We start from the raw sequence: 15,351 nt of genomic DNA on the forward strand, positions 1-15,351 counted from the left end.
GACATGTGTTTATATATCCGACTATTAACAGAGAGAATATTATGAGCGTTGTGCCTGTAGCCGACGTACTCCAGGGCCGCGTAGCCGTTGACAGCGAAGTCACCGTGCGCGGATGGGTGCGTACCCGCCGAGATTCAAAAGCTGGCATCTCCTTCCTCGCCGTTTATGACGGTTCCTGCTTTGATCCTGTACAGGCCGTCATCAATAATTCTCTGCCCAATTACAATCAGGACGTACTGCGCCTGACGACGGGTTGTTCAGTTATCGTAACGGGTAAAGTCGTTGCATCTCCTGGACAAGGACAGAGCTTTGAAATTCAGGCCACTGAGGTTGAAGTAGCCGGCTGGGTTGAAGATCCTGATACCTATCCAATGGCGGCTAAGCGTCACAGCATTGAGTATCTGCGTGAAGTGGCGCACATGCGCCCACGTACCAACATGATTGGTGCCGTCGCGCGTGTACGTCATACGCTGGCGCAAGCGCTGCATCGCTTCTTCCACGAGCAGGGTTTCTTTTGGGTATCGACTCCGCTGATCACCGCTTCAGATACGGAAGGTGCCGGTGAAATGTTCCGCGTGTCTACGCTGGATCTGGAAAACCTGCCGCGTAACGATCAGGGCAAAGTCGATTTCGACAAAGACTTCTTTGGTAAAGAAGCCTTCCTGACCGTTTCCGGTCAGCTGAACGGCGAAACCTACGCCTGTGCTCTGTCCAAAATTTATACCTTTGGCCCGACGTTCCGTGCAGAAAACTCTAATACCAGTCGTCACCTGGCAGAGTTCTGGATGCTGGAACCGGAAGTGGCTTTCGCCGACCTGAACGATGTTGCAGGCCTGGCTGAAGCGATGCTGAAGTACGCGTTCAAAGCCGTACTGGCTGAGCGTGCGGATGATATGAAATTCTTCGCCGAACGTGTCGACAAAGACGCGATTTCACGCCTGGAACGTTTCATTGAGGCTGACTTCGCGCAGGTGGATTACACCGACGCGGTAAGCATTCTGGAAAAATGCGGCAAACAGTTCGAAAACCCGGTTTACTGGGGTGTGGATCTCTCTTCTGAGCACGAACGTTACCTTGCTGAAGAGCACTTTAAAGCGCCGGTCGTCGTTAAAAACTACCCGAAAGATATCAAAGCGTTTTATATGCGCCTTAACGAAGACGGTAAAACCGTTGCAGCAATGGACGTCCTGGCTCCAGGAATCGGTGAAATCATCGGTGGTTCTCAGCGTGAAGAGCGTCTGGACGTCCTGGATGCCCGTATGCTGGAAATGGGTCTGAACAAAGAAGATTACTGGTGGTATCGCGACCTGCGTCGCTACGGTACCGTTCCACATTCCGGCTTCGGTTTGGGCTTTGAGCGTTTGATCGCTTACGTTACCGGCGTGCAGAACGTCCGTGACGTTATTCCGTTCCCGCGTACTCCGCGCAACGCTACGTTCTAACCCTGCATTTTTGATAAAAAAGCCAGCATTGCTGGCTTTTTTTGTCACCGCTTCACGTTTTGGGATCCCCCTCCCGCGTTTAACACAACCCTTCGCCTTCCCCCTTCCTGTTACGTAATATTTCACCGCAACATATTTGAACAAAAAATAATCAGCATTTTTATTGTGGATTAGCATTTTCTGATTAAATAGTACATTTTCTGACCACTTGCACGGCATTCCAGACGTCCAGAAATAGCCATCTGTAAACCATGAACTTTATGGCAGAACAGAGAAAAAAGGAGTTTATCTAAATTAAATATAAGAAAATCATATAAATAGAAATAGAAGTGGTGATTTTTAGCGCACGGACATCTGAAATTTGAAGTTGTTCACAAAGTTGCACAAAAACAACATTTTGTTACACACTTTTTCTTTTTGAAACCAAATCTTTATATTTGTAGCACTTTGACGGTAGCGAAACGATAGTTTGAATGGAAAGATGCCTGTCAGACACATAAAGACACCAAACTCTCATCAATAGTTCCGTAAATTTTTATTGACGGAAATTATTGGCGGCAGTGGCAGGTGTCATATAAAAACCGATGAGGGTAATAAATAATGATGAAGCGCAATATTCTGGCAGTGGTTATCCCTGCTCTGCTGGTAGCCGGGGCAGCTAACGCTGCAGAAATCTATAACAAAGATGGCAACAAAGTAGACCTGTACGGTAAAGCAGTAGGTCTGCACTATTTTTCCAAGCACAACGGTGACAATGCCTACGCACCTAATGGCGATCAGACTTACGCCCGTCTTGGTTTCAAAGGGGAAACTCAGATTAACGACCAACTGACCGGTTACGGCCAGTGGGAATACCAGTTCAGCGGCAATAACTCTGAAGGCGGTGATGATGCTCAGAATGGCAACAAAACCCGTCTGGCGTTTGCCGGTCTGAAATTCGGTGACGCAGGCTCCTTCGATTACGGTCGTAACTACGGCGTCGTTTACGATGCACTGGGTTACACCGATATGCTGCCAGAATTCGGTGGTGACACTGCTGCTTCCGACCAGTTCTTCTCTCAGCGTAACGGCGGTCTCGCAACTTACCGTAACTCTAACTTCTTCGGTTTGGTTGAAGGCCTGAACTTCGCTGTTCAGTACCTGGGCAAAAACGAGCGTGATGACGTTCGTCGCTCTAACGGTGATGGCGTTGGCGGCTCTGTTAGCTACGAATTCGAAGGTTTTGGTATCGTAGGTGCGTATGGTGCAGCTGATCGTACCGATGCCCAGCAAAACCCAGTTCTGCGCGGCCACGGCGACAAAGCTGAGCAGTGGGCGACCGGCTTGAAATACGATGCTAACAACATCTACCTGGCGGCGAACTACAGCGAAACCCGTAACGCAACCCGTATCGCTAACGGTTATGCTAACAAAACTGAAGACGTCCTGTTGGTTGCTCAGTACCAGTTCGACTTCGGCCTGCGTCCGTCCCTCGCCTATACCAAATCTAAAGGTAAGGACATCGAAGGAATCGGCGACGTAGATCTGGTGAACTACTTCGAAGTGGGTGCGACTTACTACTTCAACAAAAACATGTCCACCTATGTTGATTACATCATCAACCAGATCGATTCTGACAACAAACTGGGCGTAGGCTCTGACGACACCGTTGCAGTGGGTATCGTTTACCAGTTCTAATAGCAGACCTCTTTGTTAAATGCCTAAAAAACAGGACTTCGGTCCTGTTTTTTTATCTCTGCTAGCGGATTCTTGCGTCTTAAAAAAACACCTCGGCTTTTCGTCAGTAACGGTTGGCATTTTGTAAATCTACCGTTAACCTGATAGCGGACTTCCCTTCTGTAATCACTATGGAACCTCGTCATGTTTGAGAACATTACTGCCGCTCCTGCCGACCCCATTTTGGGTCTGGCTGATTTGTTTCGTGCCGATGACCGCCCAGGAAAAATAAACCTTGGGATCGGTGTATATAAAGATGAGACAGGCAAAACGCCGGTACTGACCAGCGTTAAAAAAGCCGAGCAATATATTCTGGAAAATGAAACCACTAAAAATTACCTTGGCATCGACGGTATTCCAGAGTTTGGTCGCTGCACTCAGGAATTACTGTTTGGTAAAGAAAGTTCGCTTATCAACGACAAACGTGCGCGTACAGCACAGACCCCTGGCGGCACTGGCGCACTGCGTGTGGCCGCTGATTTCCTGGCAAAAAACACCTCAGCTAAACGCGTATGGGTGAGCAATCCAAGCTGGCCAAACCATAAGAGCGTCTTTAACTCTGCCGGTCTGGAAGTTCGTGAATACAACTATTACGATGCCGCGAACCACTCATTAGACTTTGATGCGCTGCTGGCAAGCCTCAGCGAAACGCAGGCTGGCGACGTGGTGTTATTCCACGGCTGCTGCCATAACCCAACCGGTATCGATCCTACGCTGGAGCAGTGGCAAACGCTGGCTCAGCTTTCTGTCGAAAAAGGTTGGTTGCCACTGTTTGACTTCGCATACCAGGGCTTTGCCCGCGGTCTGGAAGAAGATGCAGAAGGTCTGCGCGCATTCGCTGCGCTGCACAAAGAGCTGATCGTCGCCAGCTCCTACTCCAAGAACTTTGGTCTGTACAATGAGCGCGTAGGCGCCTGTACGCTGGTTGCAGCCGATGCTGAAACCGTCGACCGCGCGTTTAGCCAGATGAAATCCGTCATTCGTGCCAACTATTCCAACCCACCAGCACACGGTGCGTCGGTTGTGGCAACCATCCTGAGCAACGATGCCCTGCGCGCTATCTGGGAGCAGGAACTGACTGATATGCGTCAACGCATCCAACGCATGCGTTTGCTGTTTGTGAATACGCTGCAGGAGAAAGGTGCGAACCGCGACTTCAGCTTTATCATCAAACAGAACGGCATGTTCTCATTCAGCGGCCTGACCAAAGAGCAGGTTCTGCGTCTGCGTGAAGAGTTTGGTGTCTATGCCGTCGCTTCCGGACGTGTGAACGTAGCAGGAATGACGCCAGATAACATGGCACCGCTGTGCGAAGCGATTGTCGCAGTACTGTAATCTATCGCGTACTAAAAAGGCCGCAATAGCGGCCTTTTTCATTTATCTGCGGTGTTACCAGACTGGCATTTCATCCTGCAGGAACGGATTATGTAGCCGTTCGTTGCCCAACGTCGAAAGTGGGCCGTGACCCGGAATAAACGTCACGTCATCACCCAACGGCAACAGTTTACGTTTAATCGAATCAATCAATTGACTATGATCTCCGCGAGGAAAATCGCTGCGCCCTACGCCGCCTTTGAAAATCACGTCACCAGAAATCAGTAGCTTTGATTGTTCATCAAAGAAGACCACATGTCCCGGCGTGTGACCCGGGCAATGCAGTACCTGCAACGTCACGTTACCCACGCTTACCCGGTCGCCTTCATTCAACCAGCGATCGGGCGTCAGCGGCTCACAATCGCCCAGGCCAAACATGCGACTCTGAGCAGGAAGTCCTTGTAACCAGAACTCATCTTCTTTTTCCGGACCAATAACCGGTACACCATAATGCTGTGCCAGTTCAGCCGCCGCACCTACGTGATCAAGATGACCATGGGTGAGCAGGATCTGCATTAGCGTCAGGCCACTGGCATCGACTTCCTGTTTGATTTTCTCAGCATCGCCGCCGGGATCGACCAGCGCAGCCAGACGGGTTTGCTCACACCAGATTAACGAGCAGTTCTGGGCGAATGCAGTGACCGGAATAATACGATAGTTCATACGGCTCCTGTTTCATTAAGCTTATGGATCACCAATGACGCGCCGGTCCGGTGTCAATATGCACAAAGTTACTGCGTGGGTAGTATCCTACACCACCTGCGCGCATAGATAACGCAGCTTTGCGAATATTACTTAATGCGATGCCTTCAATATGGAAATCCATGGCCTGCCCTTTCGTGTGGTAGCTTTTCTTTGCCACACCGCGGCTGTGCGCACGTAATTCATTATTGGTATCAATAGAGCGGTAACCAGAAATAAGCTGTACGGGTTTACGCGTGCCCAGCAGGCCCTGCAGACGGAAGAGTTGATCGAACAATCCCGGATCGATGGATTTCACTTTATTCGCACGAAAATCACGGAAAAAGTGATTAAGTTTAGCTAATTCGTCCTGAATATAGCCCCTGCCATCAAAAAACTCTGCTTTTATTGACTCACCGGTATGCAGGTTATTCAGAGTCAAAATGCGCGGACGTGGGGTAGAGAGTGTAGCAAACGCAGGCGTAGGCAGGATGGCAGCGCCGAGGGCAATGCCACCAAGCGCCAGCAGTTTGCGGCGATTAGCGTCAAATTTGTCCATGGTTTTAAGGTCTACAAGGTCAATGTTATCGTATGTATGCTCTAGCGCACGCGGGAAACCTTATCTGGCTAAGTAGTCCACGTCAAGGCTCCCAACCCCAGGAAATACGGGGCTTGCAGCCATTTCGCCCCGTTTCCAGCATAACTTACGACAATTATTTTCCTCGAACTGCTTCATTTATCTGATTAATTGTTCAGCTTTTGACACAATTTGTGCACTGGATCGCGCTGTCTGATCGTAATTGTAAATATCTGTACGATACTGCGTTCGACCATCCGGGCCAACAAATGCGGTCAGATAGTAGAGGTTGACGGGGATATTCTGGCGAATATTCACGTACCTTGTATCCCCTTGCTTCAGGGCATCCGAGATGCGCGTATCATTCCACCCCGCATCCTGTAGCAGCATATTCGCCAGCTCAGATGCCTTGTTCACGCGCACGCAGCCGGAGCTTAACGCCCGCGAATCCTTCTGGAACAGAGTGTGGTTCGGCGTATCGTGCAGATAAATAGCATCCGAACTCGGCATATTGAATTTATAGCGTCCGAGCGAGTTACGCGCTCCCGGAGCCTGCTGGAAGCGGAACGGCAGATTGGAGGCGGTGATGGTGGCCCAGTCAACCTGCCACGGATCTATGGTCTCTTTGCTGTTCCAGCCGCGCATTACGGTATAGCCGTGACGCTCAAGATACCCTGGGTCATTCCAAACCTTAGGCAGAATATCCTTCCGGGCCAGCGTCGGAGGCACGTTCCACGGCGGGTTAACGACCACGTTATTCAGCGCACTGCTCATCATCGGCGTTTTACGATCGGGACGTCCGACGATAACGCGCGAGGCCAGCACCTGATTGCCGTTTTGATAATACACCAGCGAGTAGGCAGGAATATTCACCATGATACCGGTAGACAGCGTACCCGGCAGCAGGCGCAAGCGCTGAATATTTAACGCCAGCACGCCCGCACGTTGAGCGGGCGTCACGTTCAGCCAGTCACGCGTGGCTGGGCCAATCGCGCCATCGGCCCCAAGCCCCTGCCACGTCTGAAAACGCTTAACCGCGTCAACAAGTTCACGATCGTAAGCGCTACGGCCTTCTTTGGCAGCCGTACTGACAACAGACTCCAGCATCCCGGTGCGGCGCAAAATTTCACGCAGCGCAGGGATATCCTTACTCCACTCCCCCGGACGCAGCGTCGCGGTACTGGTCAGTTGCGGCCAGGGCCGCGTATCGCCCACCAGCTTGAGCAGCGAATCATGCATTGCTGCGTACTGCGGATGTTGCGGTGCCAGGCTGGCGACAAACGAAGTCAGTTGACCGTTATCCAGCGCGACTTGCCATTGGTTGATCACGGAAATCGGCGGCGTCGTCAGCGCATAGGGCTTATCGCTATAGAGCCAGCGATTGCCTTTGACGGGGATGTTGGCAATAAAGTGCAGATACCCCATCATCGCATCTGAGAGCACGATATCTCGCGCCTGACCGGTTACTGCTGGGTCAGTCAGTAAAGCGACCCAGGTGGTGAACTGCGGCTGAAAGCCGGCAATCGCCACTTCAGCTAACTGTTGCTGAAAGGCTTTTACCGCATCACGATTTTCCCACATCGGTTTCATTTCGCGTGCGGCATACAGCAGTTCCAGTTGGCTCATATAAACCGGTGTGAAGCCCGCTGGAAGTTGAGATTGTAATTCGGCGCGGGCTTTATCAACTGACACGCCCTCGGGCAGCGGTTGGATACCTGCCATGATAGCCGTCGCGGAAGATTGAGCCTGCGGCTGTGATAACGCTGTTGGCTGTTCACTGACGGTCGCTGAGCTATCGCCAGGGATCATTTCAGGCTCATCGGCCTGCGCATTGAACAGTGGAGCGAATGTTACGGCCAGGCACAAACTAATTGCCGACAGCCGACGACCACACATTTTATTAAGCAACATCCCTTGCCCCCTGTTTTTTTATCATACTTTGAGTAGCCAGGCCGTATGTCTTCCCCTTATTTTGGCGGGGCCGAACCTGTAAAACGCCAATACAAGCTGAAGTATGACGAGCAAGCCTGTGACGCGTTAGGCTTACCTTTAGTATATAAACATGAAAAAATTTTTGCCTAACCTAATGTAAAGAAGTTTAAAGAAATTACACCAGTTATTGAGAATTTCCGGAAAAAAAGAAGGCGGCCATTTAGCCGCCTTTTATTTAGCTTGCCTGCGAGGAGGCATCTTCGGTGCCAGGCAGCGGCTCAGGTAACTGAGGCGCAAACCCGCGCAGACCTACCACGTGAACGTGTTCGGTGTTCTGGAAGACTTTACGCACCAGTTTGTAGGTGGTGCCTTTCTCCGGGCTAATGTTTTCTGGGGCTGCGATAATCAGCTGCATTTGCAGACGCTCGCACAGTTCAAACAGAGTCGCGATAGAGCGTGCATCAAGTCGCGCAGCTTCATCAAGGAACAGCAGACGGCAAGGAGAAATATCTTTCCCGCGCAGTCTACGCCCTTCGTCTTCCCAGCTTTGCACAACCATCACCAGAATAGACATCCCGGTCCCGATCGCTTCACCGGTTGACAGCGCGCCAGATTCAGCACGCAGCCAGCCGTCAGAGCCACGGTTAACCTCAACTTCCATTTCCAGATAGTTACGGTAATCCAGCAGCTCTTCACCAATGGTTTGCGGCGTACGTTGCCCCATATCAATCTGCGGATTCAGACGCTGATACAACTTCGCCAGCGCTTCAGAGAAGGTCAGACGATTGCTGTTAAACAGATCCTGGTGCTGCTCATGCTGTTCGGAAAGTACGTCCAGCAAGGTAGCATGCGTCTCGCGTACGTTGACGTTCAGACGAACGCTGTTTACCTGGCCAAACGACACGCTTTGCAGCCCCTGATTCAGCATGCGAATACGGTTCTGTTCGCGCTGAATGGTCTTACGAATGATATTCGCCACGCTGCGAGAGCTGATCGCCAGTTTCTGTTCGCGGGACGTTAATTCTTCCGTCAGACGGCTCAGCTCAATCTCCATCTGTTCGATCGCTTCAACCGGATCGTCGGTACGGATGATATCCTGACGAATACGTTCACGCAGATGCTGATAAACCGCGACAAAGAACTGAATTTTACGCTCTGGGCGTTTTGGATCTTCAGACATGCGCAGTACATCGCGCAGGTGTTCGTTATCCGCAACCGCCAGGCGCAGCGCACCAAGCGCCTTATCCGACATCGAGCGCAGTTCATCACCGGAAAGATACGCCAGCTCCCGACGGTGCAGGCGGCGTTCAACGCCGTTATCTTTCACCATCCGCATCACCGCACACCATCCGGCTTTCGCGGTAACCACCTGCTCGCGCATCTCAAAATAATCACGTTCCAGCTTGCGCAGCCTGCGGGTCAGGTTTTCCATCTCCGCTTCGCAGAAGGTCAGCGCTTTTTCCAGTTGGTTACGGCGCGCACGGTTGTTGCTGAGCTGCGCATGCAGTTCATCACGACGAATACGCGCGCGCTCTTCTGCACCGCTGTCCGCACGAACGCCAATATCCTGCAGTTCACGTTGTAAATCGTTAAGCAGCTCTTTTTTGGTGTCATAGGAGCTTTTCAGCGACGCCATGACCTGGTTGTACTGGCTTAACTGTGCGGCGTGACTGCGTAACGCTTCACGGGCGCGGGTACGTTCAGCTTCCGCCTGTTCCAGGCGCTCACGCAGTTTCTCGTTCAGATCGCTGTTGCCGCTAAGCATTTCAGCAGAGTCGGAATAGCTAAAGTGCGCCCGGCGCTGCACCACTTCGGTCAGAGCAAAAGCTTGCTGACGTGCATCGCGCTGCATCTGTTGGGAATACGCGTAGTCTTCCTTTAGTTGTTCAAACTGCTCAGGGTCATTTTGCAGGACCGAAACAATCGGTTCCAGTTTGGCTAACTGGTTGCCATGTTGCTGTACAAAACGCGCCGCTTCCTGGGCTTCATCCAGGCGCTCACGAATTTCGTCCACGCGATCGGCCAGCGTGTCATCCGCCAGCAGATTCAAACGCGGGAGAAGGCGGTTAAGAGCGGAGACCCCCTCTTTCGCCTGCTCAAACTGCATACGGCTTTGCTGATTATCATTTTCATGATTGCTCAGCGCACGTTCCAGTTCAACGCGACGGCCATTCAGTTGGCGAATTTCCGCTTCCGGATCGGCTTCAAACGCCACCGACAAATGACTGCCAATGAAACGACTGAACGCCTGATGCAGACGCTGGGTTTTCTGGACGTCAAAGGAGAGCGTTGCGAAACGTTCAGACAGCCCTTCACGCTCGGCATGCAGGGTTTCGATACGGCTTTCGCGCGCTGCACGGCCAAAAATCGGCACCGTCGGGAAGCGGGAATAACGCCACTGACGCTCGGCGGTTTTCACCACTACCGCTTTTTCCAGCTCATCAACGCTGAAAACGCTGTCATCAAACGACTGCGGATCCCCTTCGATGAAATAGAGATCTTCCGGACAATCCGTCAGCCCTTCAAGCTGCTCGGTAATCAGCGACAGATCCGGCACCACGATGGCATGACGCGAAGGACCGTACAGCGCAGAGAAGTACGGCGCATCTTCAAGGCTAACGTCGTCATAGATTTCTGACAGCAGAACGCCACCGAAGCGCTCCGCCAGCGCGTTCAGACGCTGATCTTCCGCCCCGCCCGGCTGACTTAAACGTTCAATTTCTTCATCAACTGCATTTTTGCGCGCACCGACTTCATCACGCTCAACAATGGCTTCACGCTCGCGCTCCAGCAGTTGTTGCAGATACTCGGTCACATCCTGGCTTGAGGTAAACTCTTCGCCACACTGCTCGCTAAGCTGATTCAGGCTATTCTGCGCGGCCAGCCAGACAGGCGCACGTTTCATCAGATGCTGGATACGAGACTGCAGCTGTTCCTGCTCCTGACGCAACGTCATACGCTGTTCGCTGGCAGAAGAGACGCTGTCCGACAAGGCGGCGATGCGTGCTTCCAGCTCCTGGTGCAGCGATTCCAGCTCATCGATATCGAACTGTTTACCCTGACGCTTGCAGAATTCAGCCAGCAGACGTTCGGCGTCTTGCTGTTCGCGCAGACGCTGCTCCAGTTCGCTGAGTCGCATACGCAACGGCTGAACCTGTTCCGCCAGGTGGCGCTGTTCAACGCCTTCCCGCAGCAGTTCACGCGCCACGCTCCAGGCTTCACCACGCGCCAGCGGGCCATTGATAGCCGCCACCAGTTGATAAGCCTGTTCGAACTGGCTGTGCGCGGTTTGCGCCACGCTCATTTTTTGTTCCAGCGTCAGCAGTTTTTCAGTGGCTTCCTGCTCTTTAGCCTGGAAGGTTTCCAGCCATTCAGCAGCGCTGTCGGCGGTCAGATCCGGTAAGTGGCAGAGCTCTTTCGCCCGATTCAGCGCCTGGATCGCCTGGGTATATTGGATGGCTCGCGTTTGCTGGACGTCCAGCGCTTGCTGATAATCGGCAAGCTGGCTTTTCAGCTCATCCACTTCCAGTTCCGCGGCTTCTGCGCGGGCTTCGTTTTCATCCTGGCGGTCAACGGCTTCCGCGACCACCTCATTTTGTTCTTCGAGACGGACCTGCAGTTCTTCGAGATCCGCTTCGTAGCGTTCAATTTTTTCCTGCTGACGCAGCGCGGTTTGCACCAGATTCAGGTGATCGCTCGCGGCCTGGTAATCAGCTTCCAGATCGCCTTCCGCGCCGTTATGCTCGCCCAGTTCGCGCGCCATATCCACGTGCTTATACTGCTCCGCGGCCAGCTGCTTACGTGAAGTATGCAGCTCACGACGATATTCCAGCGCTTTATCAAGATGGATACGACGTTCGTTGGCGTGACGCATATAATCCGCGGCCACATAGTTGGTCGCTTCGCTGATCAAATGCTTAAACAGATCGCGGTCAGACTGAGTTACGCGAATCGCTTCCAGCGTCATGCGGTTTTCACGCAGCGCAGCTTCCATATCCTGGAAGGCTTTACGTACGCCGCTGTTTTCCGGCAGCAGGTAGTCACGCAGTGAACGCGTAATGGCACTGGAGATCCCGCCGTACAGCGAGGCTTCAATCAGACGATAGAATTTACTACGGTCAGACGCGGAACGCAGACGACGGGCGATGATGCCCAGATCGAACATCAGTGAGTGATAATCAGTGATTGAGTTGAACTGTTTAAACTGCACACCTTCCATCTCATCAAGCTTCTCTTTCAGCTCAGAGAGGGACAGCACGCGCGCCTGGCGTTCATTCAGCGTTTCCGTCACCAGTTGGGTTGGCTGCACCGACATCGGCAGTCCCTGAATGGCAAACGGTTTGATATCCACTTTACGATCGCGACCGGCAACCTGTTGCAGACGCACCCCCACGACCACGCGCTGATGGCGCGAGTTGAGGACGTCGAGCATTGAGTAACAGACGCCCGCTTTCAACTTACCGTGCAGGCCCTTATCACGTGAACCACTGGTTGCACCGGCTTCGGTGGTGTTACGGAAATGCAGCAGGGTTAAGTCCGGGATGAGCGCTGTTACAAATGCCGCCATGGTGGTGGACTTACCCGCACCGTTACCGCCGGACAGCGTGGTAACCAGTTCATCAAGGTCGAACGTACGGGCAAAAAAACCATTCCAGTTAATCAGCGTAAGTGAGCGAAATTTACCGCGTTCAATCATTATTCTTCTTCTCCACTGTCCGGCTGATTCTCTTCGGGCTCATCGTTGAGCTGCAGGCGGTTCTCGACCGGCATCGCTTCGCCATCACGAATTAAGCGACGCTGCGCTTCGCGCGGATCGTCACCGCTGCGCACGTCCGCGCCAAAGCGGAAGACTGATTCCGTAATACGGAATTTGCTGCTGTCGTGACCCATAAACCACACCATGCCTAAACGGCGCAGACGGTTTAGCGAAGAACGAACTTTTTCCTGTAGCTTCTGGCGATCAACATCCGAACCGGTTGAACGGTTGTTCACCAGTTTCAGCAGCTTCGCTTCATCAGCCAGCGTTAGCAGCTCGTCGTACAACTCTTGCTGGGTAAAAATCCCTTCGTTCGCCAGGCGTTCCGGGCTGAGATAGAGATAGCAAAGAATTTTACCGACCATCATGTCCAGTTCAGACAGGACCGAACGGGGAATGAGCGTCGTTGAACGCGGGCGAAGGTAGAAGAACCCTTCCGGCGCACGGATCAATTCCACGTTATAGCGGCTGTAAAACTCTTCAAAATATTCCTGAAAATCCATCAGGAAGGCATGATTATCCAGTTCATCCAGACCGATATGGCGGCCCGAACGTAAGGCGCTGTCCAGCGCCGGAAATAACGGATTCGCCAGCGCCTGCGCCAGCTTTACCGGCATCACTTGTTCAATATTTGTCAATGACATGCGCCTGTACCTTGGCTCCGTAATCATTAATCGGCTGCCATTTGGCTGGCAGTCCGGTGAAATCTGCTTGCGCTACGCCAAGGCGTACCGCCTGATCGATAACAATACGCGCGACGTCGAAATGACGCGCACGTGGGTATTGCGCCAGATACTCGCGCACGACCAAACCGAGATCCAGTGGTGTTTGTCTGGATTTGTAGATAGCCAGCTGTTCTTCGATGATCGCCGCCAACTGTTCACGGATCTCGTTAAATTCTTCATATTCCAGATCTTCCGGAAGCTCGCCGGTGACCTCTTCGTCACGCAGCACCATCTCTTCGTCACGCATATCCAGCAGACGATCGGCGTTGGCATAGGTTAGCGCCCACGGATCGTCAAAGTATGTCTGCACGGACTGGCGCAAACGCTGGGCAAAGACGCGGTTTTTATCCATATCGATTGCGGTACGGATAAACTTATGCACGTGACGATCGTAGCCGATCCATAAATCAATGGACTGCTGACCCCAACTGATAATGCGGTCGAGCTTACTTTGTAAGTCAAACACCAGCCGATCGACGAAATGCAAATCGTCATGCGTCATCGTGGCGTCCTGGATGTGTAACAGGTGAGCCTGTAGCTTATCCCCCGCTGCTTCCAGCGTATCCTGCAGTTCACGCAGCGTACCAGACGTTTCAGAGAGCAGCAGTTCACAGCTGGAGATCGCCGCCCGCCAGTCTTTATTAAGCAACTGTGCGATGTCGTCTTTTACCTGCTGCTGCTGTTCATCCATGATGCGCTGGGTCAGATCGATACTGTCGAAAATCTCCGCCACCGAGTATTTCAATGGCGCGTAGACGTTGCGATGCCAGTGGAACTCATCGCCACCTTCCGCTGCCGCATCCGCCGCGCGCTTTAGTTCACCTGCAACAATCGACAGCTGCATTGAAAGACGCAGCGTAGAGAATTCGCGCTGACGAATGTAGTAATCCGTGATGCCAATTCCCAATGGCGTTAAACGATATATAGCGTTGCCTTCCGCCTGCTCGCTGGTAAAGCGGTTCAGCAGACGTTGACGCACCATATCGTTGATCGCGTTGTTGGCGCGTACGCCGATGGTTTCGCTGGTTTGCTCAAACGCATCACTCACATGGCGGAACGCATCCACCAGCTCACCTTCACTCATCTCGCCGTCAAGTCGCTCACCGTTCAGGGTCGCGACCGCCAGCAGGAACGAAAGTCTGTCTACAGGCAGAGAGATGGAGAAGTCATTTTTTCTGGCCCAGGCAACCAGTTCGGGGACTGTCTGGGAAAATTCACTCATAAATTATCCTTGCATCTGCGGCTCGGGCCGAACTTTTAATCGCGGTGACATGAATATAGCGCCCAAGGCTGATATACGGTTCCTGGCGGCAATAACGCGTTTCTAACTCAAGTAACATTTCAAAGTCGTCATGCTGTTTATGTTTATCTCGCAGATAATCATGAAACACACGTACGCCCGTTTTACCGGTTATCTGCCAACCGATCTCGTCCAGCCACTGGTAGACCTGCCCCGGATCGCGTGGGTAGTCCGGTGAAAGCGTGCGTTTTTTACGTTTCGGCATCCCCACCTGCACATAGTCAAAGTTCCCTGCGACCATGTTATGCATCAACAGACCGTTAGCATTGTAGAACATTAACGACAGCGCGCCGCCAGGACGCGATACTGACCACAGAGTCTGCAACACGCTGACCGGATCTGTCACCCACTCCAGCACAGCATGAAACAATATCAGATCAACCGGGCTTTCCAAATGCGAAGCAACATCCTGAGCGGCGCATTGTATAAAATGCATGTTCCCGCTCACACCTTTTGCCTCTGCCGCCTGTTGCGCTCGGGCGATCATCTCGCCAGACAGATCGCATAATGTGACGAAATGTCCTCGTTCCGCCATTTTGATGGCCGTTTGCCCTTCACCACCACCGGCATCCAGAATGTGCAGTTTTTGCTCACCGAACGTTTCCAGTAATCGATCCAGATCCTGCCAAAGGATAGCCTGTCTTAATTGACCTTTGGTGGTGCCGTAAATGTTACGGGAAAACTTCTCTGCAATGTCATCAAAATTGCGGTCCCGCATCGGGCTCTCCACATACTGGCTTTAGGGTGACTAAGTAAAACCGCTATTTTGTCACACCCACGCCGAGAATGAACCTTCCTGGTGTAATATCCCTGCAGATCCCCTGCTGTATGGTTAAAAAAGGAACCAA

At 52.4% G+C, this 15,351-nt stretch carries 10 protein-coding genes; 3 read left to right on the top strand and 7 right to left on the bottom strand.

Features of this window, described 5'->3' with window-relative positions:
- Window positions 1-41 precede the first annotated feature (41 nt).
- From asnS to aspC, 3 genes are all read left to right on the top strand, one after another.
- A complete protein-coding gene (asnS, locus tag HV243_RS16340) occupies window positions 42-1,442 on the top strand; it encodes an asparagine--tRNA ligase (RefSeq protein WP_016152464.1) in 1,401 nt (466 codons plus the stop codon).
- A gap of 600 nt (window positions 1,443-2,042) precedes the next feature.
- Window positions 2,043-3,119, top strand: a complete 1,077-nt coding sequence (gene ompF / locus HV243_RS16345) for a porin OmpF (protein WP_019076404.1) — start codon at window positions 2,043-2,045, stop codon at window positions 3,117-3,119.
- A 183-nt stretch (window positions 3,120-3,302) separates the two neighbouring features.
- Complete coding sequence (aspC, locus tag HV243_RS16350) at window positions 3,303-4,493, top strand: aspartate transaminase (RefSeq protein ID WP_053388966.1); 1,191 nt, start codon at window positions 3,303-3,305, stop codon at window positions 4,491-4,493.
- Between the two features lie 54 nt (window positions 4,494-4,547).
- On the opposite strand, the gene HV243_RS16355 is transcribed toward aspC, so the two are convergent.
- From HV243_RS16355 to cmoM, 7 genes are all read right to left on the bottom strand, one after another.
- A complete protein-coding gene (locus HV243_RS16355; RefSeq protein WP_003035823.1) occupies window positions 4,548-5,195 on the bottom strand; it encodes an MBL fold metallo-hydrolase in 648 nt (215 codons plus the stop codon).
- 28 nt (window positions 5,196-5,223) lie between these two features.
- Entirely contained in the window at window positions 5,224-5,772 is a 549-nt protein-coding gene (locus HV243_RS16360) for a YcbK family protein (RefSeq protein WP_016152461.1), read from the bottom strand.
- A gap of 177 nt (window positions 5,773-5,949) precedes the next feature.
- Entirely contained in the window at window positions 5,950-7,701 is a 1,752-nt protein-coding gene (ldtD, locus tag HV243_RS16365; RefSeq protein ID WP_046275674.1) for a L,D-transpeptidase, read from the bottom strand.
- 256 nt (window positions 7,702-7,957) lie between these two features.
- Window positions 7,958-12,418, bottom strand: a complete 4,461-nt coding sequence (gene mukB / locus HV243_RS16370) for a chromosome partition protein MukB (RefSeq protein WP_131352054.1) — start codon at window positions 12,416-12,418, stop codon at window positions 7,958-7,960.
- The gene (gene mukE / locus HV243_RS16375) at window positions 12,418-13,122 is read right to left on the bottom strand and encodes a chromosome partition protein MukE (RefSeq protein ID WP_016152457.1); all 705 of its coding nucleotides are present in this window, start codon (window positions 13,120-13,122) and stop codon (window positions 12,418-12,420) included. Before mukE ends, mukB begins: the two co-directional genes overlap by 1 nt.
- Window positions 13,103-14,425, bottom strand: coding sequence for a chromosome partition protein MukF (gene mukF / locus HV243_RS16380; protein ID WP_016156123.1), 1,323 nt, complete (start codon window positions 14,423-14,425; stop codon window positions 13,103-13,105). Before mukF ends, mukE begins: the two co-directional genes overlap by 20 nt.
- Window positions 14,418-15,221, bottom strand: a complete 804-nt coding sequence (gene cmoM / locus HV243_RS16385; RefSeq protein ID WP_053388968.1) for a tRNA uridine 5-oxyacetic acid(34) methyltransferase CmoM — start codon at window positions 15,219-15,221, stop codon at window positions 14,418-14,420. Before cmoM ends, mukF begins: the two co-directional genes overlap by 8 nt.
- Window positions 15,222-15,351 lie beyond the last annotated feature (130 nt).

Source organism: Citrobacter sp. RHBSTW-00599, from assembly GCF_013784065.1.
GTDB classification, from domain to species: Bacteria; Pseudomonadota; Gammaproteobacteria; order Enterobacterales; family Enterobacteriaceae; genus Citrobacter; species Citrobacter braakii.

Coding starts and splice junctions, on each gene's coding strand:
- asnS (WP_016152464.1), top strand. CDS start 42: ATGAGCGTTGTGCCTGTAGCCGACGTACTCCAGGGCCGCGTAGCCGTT.
- ldtD (WP_046275674.1), bottom strand. CDS start 7,701: ATGTTGCTTAATAAAATGTGTGGTCGTCGGCTGTCGGCAATTAGTTTG.
- mukF (WP_016156123.1), bottom strand. CDS start 14,425: ATGAGTGAATTTTCCCAGACAGTCCCCGAACTGGTTGCCTGGGCCAGA.
- mukB (WP_131352054.1), bottom strand. CDS start 12,418: ATGATTGAACGCGGTAAATTTCGCTCACTTACGCTGATTAACTGGAAT.
- mukE (WP_016152457.1), bottom strand. CDS start 13,122: ATGTCATTGACAAATATTGAACAAGTGATGCCGGTAAAGCTGGCGCAG.
- HV243_RS16355 (WP_003035823.1), bottom strand. CDS start 5,195: ATGAACTATCGTATTATTCCGGTCACTGCATTCGCCCAGAACTGCTCG.
- HV243_RS16360 (WP_016152461.1), bottom strand. CDS start 5,772: ATGGACAAATTTGACGCTAATCGCCGCAAACTGCTGGCGCTTGGTGGC.
- aspC (WP_053388966.1), top strand. CDS start 3,303: ATGTTTGAGAACATTACTGCCGCTCCTGCCGACCCCATTTTGGGTCTG.
- cmoM (WP_053388968.1), bottom strand. CDS start 15,221: ATGCGGGACCGCAATTTTGATGACATTGCAGAGAAGTTTTCCCGTAAC.
- ompF (WP_019076404.1), top strand. CDS start 2,043: ATGATGAAGCGCAATATTCTGGCAGTGGTTATCCCTGCTCTGCTGGTA.